Source organism: Arenimonas sp. (genome assembly GCF_019459675.1).
Taxonomy (GTDB): Bacteria; Pseudomonadota; Gammaproteobacteria; order Xanthomonadales; family Xanthomonadaceae; genus Arenimonas.
In genome coordinates this window covers 1-6120 of the sequence record NZ_JAIBFH010000446.1, presented here as the reverse complement: position 1 = coordinate 6120, position 6120 = coordinate 1, and the positions used below count along the sequence as shown (strand labels likewise).

Genomic DNA, 6120 nt, shown 5'->3' with positions numbered 1-6120 from the left:
GCTGCCCCGGCCGGGGCGGGTGCGCTGTACAAATGCACCGGCGCCGACGGCATCCCCAACTATTCGGGCAAGAAGGTCGCGGGGGCCAGCTGCAAGCTGGTTTCCAGCTATACGCCGGCCAACGCCCGGCCCCGCGGGCCGGCCCCGGCCAGCGCGACCGCCGTGGCTGCCAACGGCGGGGGCTCGTCCGCCGTGCCGCGCAGGGTGCCCGCCAACCGGGTCCAGTTCATCACCGCCGCCGCCGGCCAGGCCCTGCCGGCCGTCAGCGCCGGCAGCGGCGCCAAGGTCACGCGCGGCGCGATCTACCGCTATGAGCGCGACGGCGTGGTTCACTACACCAACGTCCGGCCCGGCGGCGACGCCGGGGCGAAGGTGTTGTTCAGCTATGTGGAGAGCTGCTACGCCTGCGGGCTGCTGCCGGGCGTGAGCTTCGCCACGGTGCGTCTGAACACCGAGGCCTATGCGGCCGAGGTGCGGGCAGCGGCGCAGGAGTTCGGCGTGGAGGAAGCGGTGGTCCGGGCGATCATCCATGCCGAATCGGCGTTCCGGCCCAACGCCGTGTCCCATGCCGGGGCACAGGGCCTGATGCAGCTGATTCCCGCCACCGCCAGCCGGTTCGGGGTGGGGGACGTGTTCGACCCCAACCAGAACATCCGGGGCGGCGTGCAGTACCTGGCCTGGCTGCTCAAGCGCTTCAACAACGACCTGACGCTGGCCTCGGCCGGCTACAACGCCGGCGAGGGCGCCGTGGACCGCCATGGCGGCGTGCCGCCCTACGCCGAAACCCAGCGCTACGTCCAGCGTGTCGCCCAGCTGGCCGACCGCTACCGCGGGGCCCTGTCGGCCCAGTGAGGTGATCGGCGGCGTTGTCGCTGCCTCACTCCCTCCGCTACAATTGCGCGTCTTTGCAGGGCCGGCCGGTCCTGCATCTCGATTTTCAGCCACTTAGCAAGTATTTCGGAGAGCCGGATGGCTAACGAAGGGGTCAACTCAGGCCGTCGCCGCTTCCTGACCGCCACCACCGCCGTCGTTGGCGCGGTCGGTGTGGTCGGGGTCGCGGTGCCGTTCATCAGCACCTGGAAGCCCAGCGCACGAGCCCAGGTGGCCGGTGCGCCGGTGTCCGTGGACATCAGCAAGATCGACGGCGAGCCGGGCATGCGCATGATCGTGCAGTGGCGCGGCAAGCCGGTCTGGATCTTCAAGCGCTCGCCGGAACAGCTGGCCGCCCTGCCCGGGTTGGACGGCAGCCTGCGCGATCCGGACTCCACCAACGAGGACCAGACCCCGGCCTTCGCGCGCAACCCGGTCCGGGCCATCAAGCCCGAACTGGCCGTGATCGTCGGCATCTGCACCCACCTGGGCTGCTCGCCTTCCTACGTGCCCGAGCTGCAGCCGCAGGCCTTCGACAGCGAATGGCAGGGCGGCTTCTACTGCCCCTGCCACAACTCGCGCTTCGACCTGGCCGGCCGCGTGTTCCAGGGCGTGCCCGCCCCGTCGAACCTCGAGATCCCGCCCTACCACTTCGTTGACGACACCCATCTTATCGTTGGTGTCGCCCCTGAAGGAGCCGTCTAATGGCCAACGTCATCGCACGCACCACTGAAAGCGTCGTCGGTTGGTTCAACGCCCGTACGCCCGGCCTGGTGCCCTTCTACAAGAAGCACATGTCGGAGTACTACGCTCCGAAGAACTTCAACATCTGGTACATCTTCGGCGCGCTGTCGATGCTGGTGCTGGTCAACCAGATCGTCACCGGCATCTTCCTGACGATGCACTACAAGCCGAGCGCGGCGGAAGCCTTTGCCTCGGTCGAATACATCATGCGCGACGTGGAGTGGGGCTGGCTGATCCGCTACATGCACAGCACCGGCGCGTCGCTGTTGTTCGTGGTGGTGTACCTGCACATGTTCCGCGGCCTGATCTACGGCTCGTACCAGAAGCCGCGCGAGCTGGTCTGGGTGCTGGGCATGATGATCTTCCTGGTGCTGATGGCCGAAGCCTTCATGGGCTACGTGCTGCCCTGGGGCCAGATGTCGTACTGGGGCGCGCAGGTCATCATCAACCTGTTCGGCGCCATCCCGGTGGTGGGCAACGGCCTGACCGAGTGGATCCGCGGCGACTACCTGGTGGCCGACGCCACGCTCAACCGCTTCTTCGCGCTGCACGTGATCGCGCTGCCGCTGGTGCTGCTGCTGCTGGTGGTGCTGCACATCGGCGCCCTGCACGAGGTGGGGTCCAACAACCCCGACGGCGTGGACATCAAGAAGGTCAAGGACAAGACCACGGGCAAGCCGCTGGACGGCATTGCTTTCCACCCGTACCACACGGTGAAGGACATCTTCTACGCCGGCGGCTTCCTGCTCCTGTTCGCCTTCATCGTGTTCTTCGCGCCCACCATGGGCGGCTGGTTCCTGGAGTGGGACAACTTCATCGAGGCCGATCCGCTGGTGACGCCGGCGCACATCAAGCCGGTGTGGTACTTCACGCCCTACTACGCGATGCTGCGCGCGATCCCCGACAAGCTGTTCGGCGTGATCGTGATGGGCGGCGCGACCCTGATCCTGTTCGCGCTGCCGTGGCTGGACCGCTGCAAGGTCAAGTCCATCCGCTTCCGCCCCATGCTGCACAAGATCCTGATCGCCATCTTCGCGGTGAGCTTCGTGATCCTGGGCTGGCTGGGTGCGCAGGCCGGTTCCGACACCCAGAAGCTGGTGGCCCAGGTCCTGACGACCTACTACTTCGCCTTCTTCATCCTGATGCCGTTCTGGTCCGCCATGGGCCAGACCAAAGAAGTTCCCGAGCGGGTGACCATGCATGAATAAGCTGCGCTTGTTTGCCCTGCTGCTGGCCTTCGTGCCGGCCCTGGGCCTCGCTGCGGGCGGCGGCCCGCTGGAATCGTCCGGTACCGACCTGAGCGACAAGGCGTCGCTGCAGCGCGGCGCCGGCCTGTTCATGAACTACTGCTCAGGCTGCCACGCGCTGACCCTGCATCGGTATTCGCGCATCGCCTCCGACCTGGACCTGGATCCGGCAGTGGTTGAGGCCACCCTGATGCAGGGCGACGCCAAGATCGGCGAGAACATCAACACCGGCATCGCCGCCGGCGACGGTGCCGCCTGGTTCGGCAAGGCGCCGCCCGACCTGAGCCTGACCGCCCGCGCCCGCCTGGGCGGCCCGGACTGGATCTACAGCTATCTCAAGGGTTTCTACGTGGACGAGACCCGGCCGATGGGCTGGAACAACACGGTCTTCCCCGGCGCCTCGATGCCGCACGTGCTTTGGGACCTGCAGGGCATCCAGCGCCCTGTCTATGAGCAGGGTGCCGACGGCTTGCCGCACGTGGCCAAGCTGGAGTTGGCCAAGCCCGGCCGCCTGGACGCCACGCAGTACGACCAGGTGGCCCGCGACATCAGCGCCTTCCTGCAGTACGTGGCCGAGCCGGCCGCGCTCAAGCGCGAGTCGATCGGCGTCTGGGTGATCCTGTTCCTCGCCTTCTTCACCTTCCTGGCCTATCTGCTCAAGGCCGAGTACTGGCGCGACGTGCACTGACCCTCCGGGTCAGTACACCCCACGAGGCCGCCTTTGGGCGGCCTCGTGCGTTTCAGGCCCCGCCAGGCGCCGCGGACCGGCGTTCCGGAGGCTCCCACCGGCACCCAACCGGCCTCCTGCCGGCCGATGGCTTGCGGCGGACCGTGGGTTTCGGGCAGGGTTAGGGCTTCGGGTGACCGCCTGCAAGGGGCTTGCGGCACCGCGAGAGGGAAACCCGATGGCTGCCAGTCCGCGCATCCGCAACGCCCTGACCCTGTTTTCAGCCCGTGACTGCGTGGTCTGCCACCGCGTCCGGCTGGTGCTGGCCGCCAAGGGCGTCACTTACGAACTGGTTCCGGTAGACCCGGGCAATCCGCCCGAGGACCTGGTGGACCTCAACCCCTACCACTCCGTGCCCACCCTGGTGGACCGGGACCTGGTCCTTTACGCCGCTTCGGTGGTTTCGGAGTACCTGGATGAACGCTATCCGCACCCGCCGCTGATGCCGGTGGACCCGCTGTCGCGCGCGCGCCTGCGGCTGGCGATGCTGCGCCTGGAGCACGACTGGGTTCCGCACGTGCAGGCCATCCAGCACGGCACCAAGGCCCAGGCCGACGCCGGCCGCAAGCGCCTCAAGGAGCTTCTGATCGGCGCGCTGCCGCTGTTCAAAGCGTCCAAGTTCTTCCTGAATCCGGAAATGAGCCTGGCCGATTGCGCCATCGCCCCGATCATCTGGCGCCTGCCGGCGCTGGGCATCGTGCTGCCCAAGGAAGCCAAGCTCATCGAGGACTACGGCATGCGGATTTTCCGCAACCCCGCCTATCTGCGCAGCCTGACGACGGAAGAAAAGGCCCTGCGCGAGATTCCAATGTGACCGACGAAGTTGCCGCGATGACGTCCAACCGCCCGTACCTGCTGCGGGCATTGAACGAATGGATCAACGACAACGGCATGACGCCCCACCTGCTGGTGGACGCGGTGCGCGAAGGCGTGCAGGTGCCCGCCTCGGTGGTGAAAGAAGGCCGGGTGGTGCTCAACATCGCTCCGCGCGCGGTGGCGCACCTGGCCATGGACAACCGCGAGGTGCGCTTCATGGCGCGCTTTGGCGGTGTGAGCCAGTCGATCGTGGTGCCGGTGACCGCCGTGATGGCGATCTACGCCCAGGAAACGGGGCAGGGCATGATGCTGCCCGAAGACGGCGCGGTGCTTCCCGATGAGTCTCCCGACCCGACGACGGGTCCCGATGCCGGCGGCGAACCGCCCAAGCGCAGCCACCTGCGGGTCATCAAGTAACCGCGCGACGCTCAGGTCTGGCCGGGCTCCAGGGGCATCGGCCCCACCACCGAACGCAAGCGCCGGCCCTGCAGGACGATGCGGCCGGAGCGACGATCGTCGCCGCCGGTGGAATATTCGAAACCGAAATGGCGCTCCAGTGCCAGCCAGCCGTCGTTGCCCCGGCTGATCCGCATGGTCACCAGGTGCACGCTCTGGTCCAGCCACTGCACGCCCGCCGCACGCAGGCCGCCTGCCCGACACGGGTGGCGGTTTCGGCGGCGCCTCGGCCGGCGTACCAGAAGGCGGCTACGGCCACGGCCAGGACCATGGCGATCAGGGTTGAGAGCATGGGCATAGTGTGGGGACGTTCGGGCAAGGCCGCAAGGCGGACCCCCTGCCGTGAAGGCGCGCGGATGGCTAAGATACGCTCGGATGCCGGCCCGACGGGCCCTCGCCGTTTCGCAGGAGAGCGAAAATGAAACTGGTGTTTCCCAATGGCGAGCACTTGCAGGTGCTCTTGAGCGCCGGCGTTAATCGCATCGGTTCTGGCCCCGACAACGCCGTGGTGCTGGCCGACCCGGCGATCAGCGAACTGCACTGCGAAATCCACGTCACCAGCACCGGTGCCAACCTGCAGGTGCCCGCCGGCGGCGGCCCGGCGACGGTGAACGGCAAGCCGGTGGCCGACATCATGGCGCTGCGCGCCGGCGACCAGATCGGCATCGGTCCCGTCATTGCGCGCTATGCCCTGGTGGAGGCCGCGCGCAGCGTGTCCCCCGGCGGCGCGCCCGCCGGCTCGGACGAAGATTCCGGCGCCACCCGCGTGCGCATGGCGGTGCCCAAGTTCGTGCTGCGCGGTGTTTCCGGCGCGGTGTTCGGCAAGGTGTTCCCGGTGGCCGGGCCGGTGGTGATCGGGCGCGCCCCGGAATGCGACATCTCGGTGCACGCCGAGGAAATTTCGCGGCGCCATGCGCTGGTGAAGCCCACCCAGGAAGGCCTGTCGGTCGAGGACCTGGGGTCGTCCAACGGCACCTACATCAACGCCAAGCGCGTGCAGCAGGGCTTCCTGAATGCCGGCGACGAACTGCGCCTGGACGCGGTGCGCTTCATCGTGGTGGCGCCGGGCATGGAAATGGCGCAGCAGGCTACGCGCGTGGTGCCCAGCGAGGCTGCGGCCGTCGCCGGCAACGGCATGAGCAAGTGGGTGCCGATCATGCTCACCGCCGCGGCGGGGCTGGTGATCGTGGCGCTGGTGGGGAGCCCCGGCGGAGCGCCCCCCCCCCGACGTGTATGTGCGGGGGGGGGGGGGGGGGGGGG

7 protein-coding genes and 1 pseudogene are annotated in these 6120 nt (G+C 68.1%); 7 read left to right on the top strand and 1 reads right to left on the bottom strand.

Annotated features, from left to right (window positions below; translation table 11 throughout):
* From K0M70_RS14775 to K0M70_RS14750, 6 genes are all read left to right on the top strand, one after another.
* Nucleotides 1-852, top strand: an 852-nt coding sequence (locus K0M70_RS14775) for a lytic transglycosylase domain-containing protein (protein ID WP_290783229.1), incomplete at its 5' end; no start/stop codon positions are given.
* Nucleotides 853-969: 117 nt separating this feature from the next.
* Nucleotides 970-1575, top strand: coding sequence for a ubiquinol-cytochrome c reductase iron-sulfur subunit (petA, locus tag K0M70_RS14770; protein WP_290783227.1), 606 nt, complete (start codon nt 970-972; stop codon nt 1573-1575).
* Nucleotides 1575-2822 (top strand): cytochrome bc complex cytochrome b subunit, encoded by a 1248-nt coding sequence (locus K0M70_RS14765; protein WP_290783225.1) that lies wholly within the window; start codon nt 1575-1577, stop codon nt 2820-2822. Before petA ends, K0M70_RS14765 begins: the two co-directional genes overlap by 1 nt.
* Nucleotides 2815-3549 carry a cytochrome c1 gene (locus K0M70_RS14760; RefSeq protein ID WP_290783224.1) on the top strand — a complete coding sequence of 245 codons (735 nt, stop codon included), beginning with the start codon at nt 2815-2817 and terminating at the stop codon, nt 3547-3549. Before K0M70_RS14765 ends, K0M70_RS14760 begins: the two co-directional genes overlap by 8 nt.
* 217 nt (nt 3550-3766) lie before the next feature.
* Nucleotides 3767-4402 (top strand): glutathione S-transferase N-terminal domain-containing protein, encoded by a 636-nt coding sequence (locus K0M70_RS14755; RefSeq protein WP_290783222.1) that lies wholly within the window; start codon nt 3767-3769, stop codon nt 4400-4402.
* Complete coding sequence (locus tag K0M70_RS14750) at nt 4399-4821, top strand: ClpXP protease specificity-enhancing factor (RefSeq protein WP_290783220.1); 423 nt, start codon at nt 4399-4401, stop codon at nt 4819-4821. The genes K0M70_RS14755 and K0M70_RS14750 overlap by 4 nt, the downstream gene beginning before the upstream one ends.
* Nucleotides 4822-4832: 11 nt before the next feature.
* Here the strand turns inward: K0M70_RS14750 and K0M70_RS14745 are convergent.
* Nucleotides 4833-5152, bottom strand: a pseudogene (locus tag K0M70_RS14745) (DUF3301 domain-containing protein).
* A gap of 126 nt (nt 5153-5278) precedes the next feature.
* Here K0M70_RS14745 and K0M70_RS14740 point away from each other — a divergent pair.
* Nucleotides 5279-6120, top strand: an 842-nt coding sequence (locus tag K0M70_RS14740) for an FHA domain-containing protein (RefSeq protein WP_290783218.1), incomplete at its 3' end; no start/stop codon positions are given.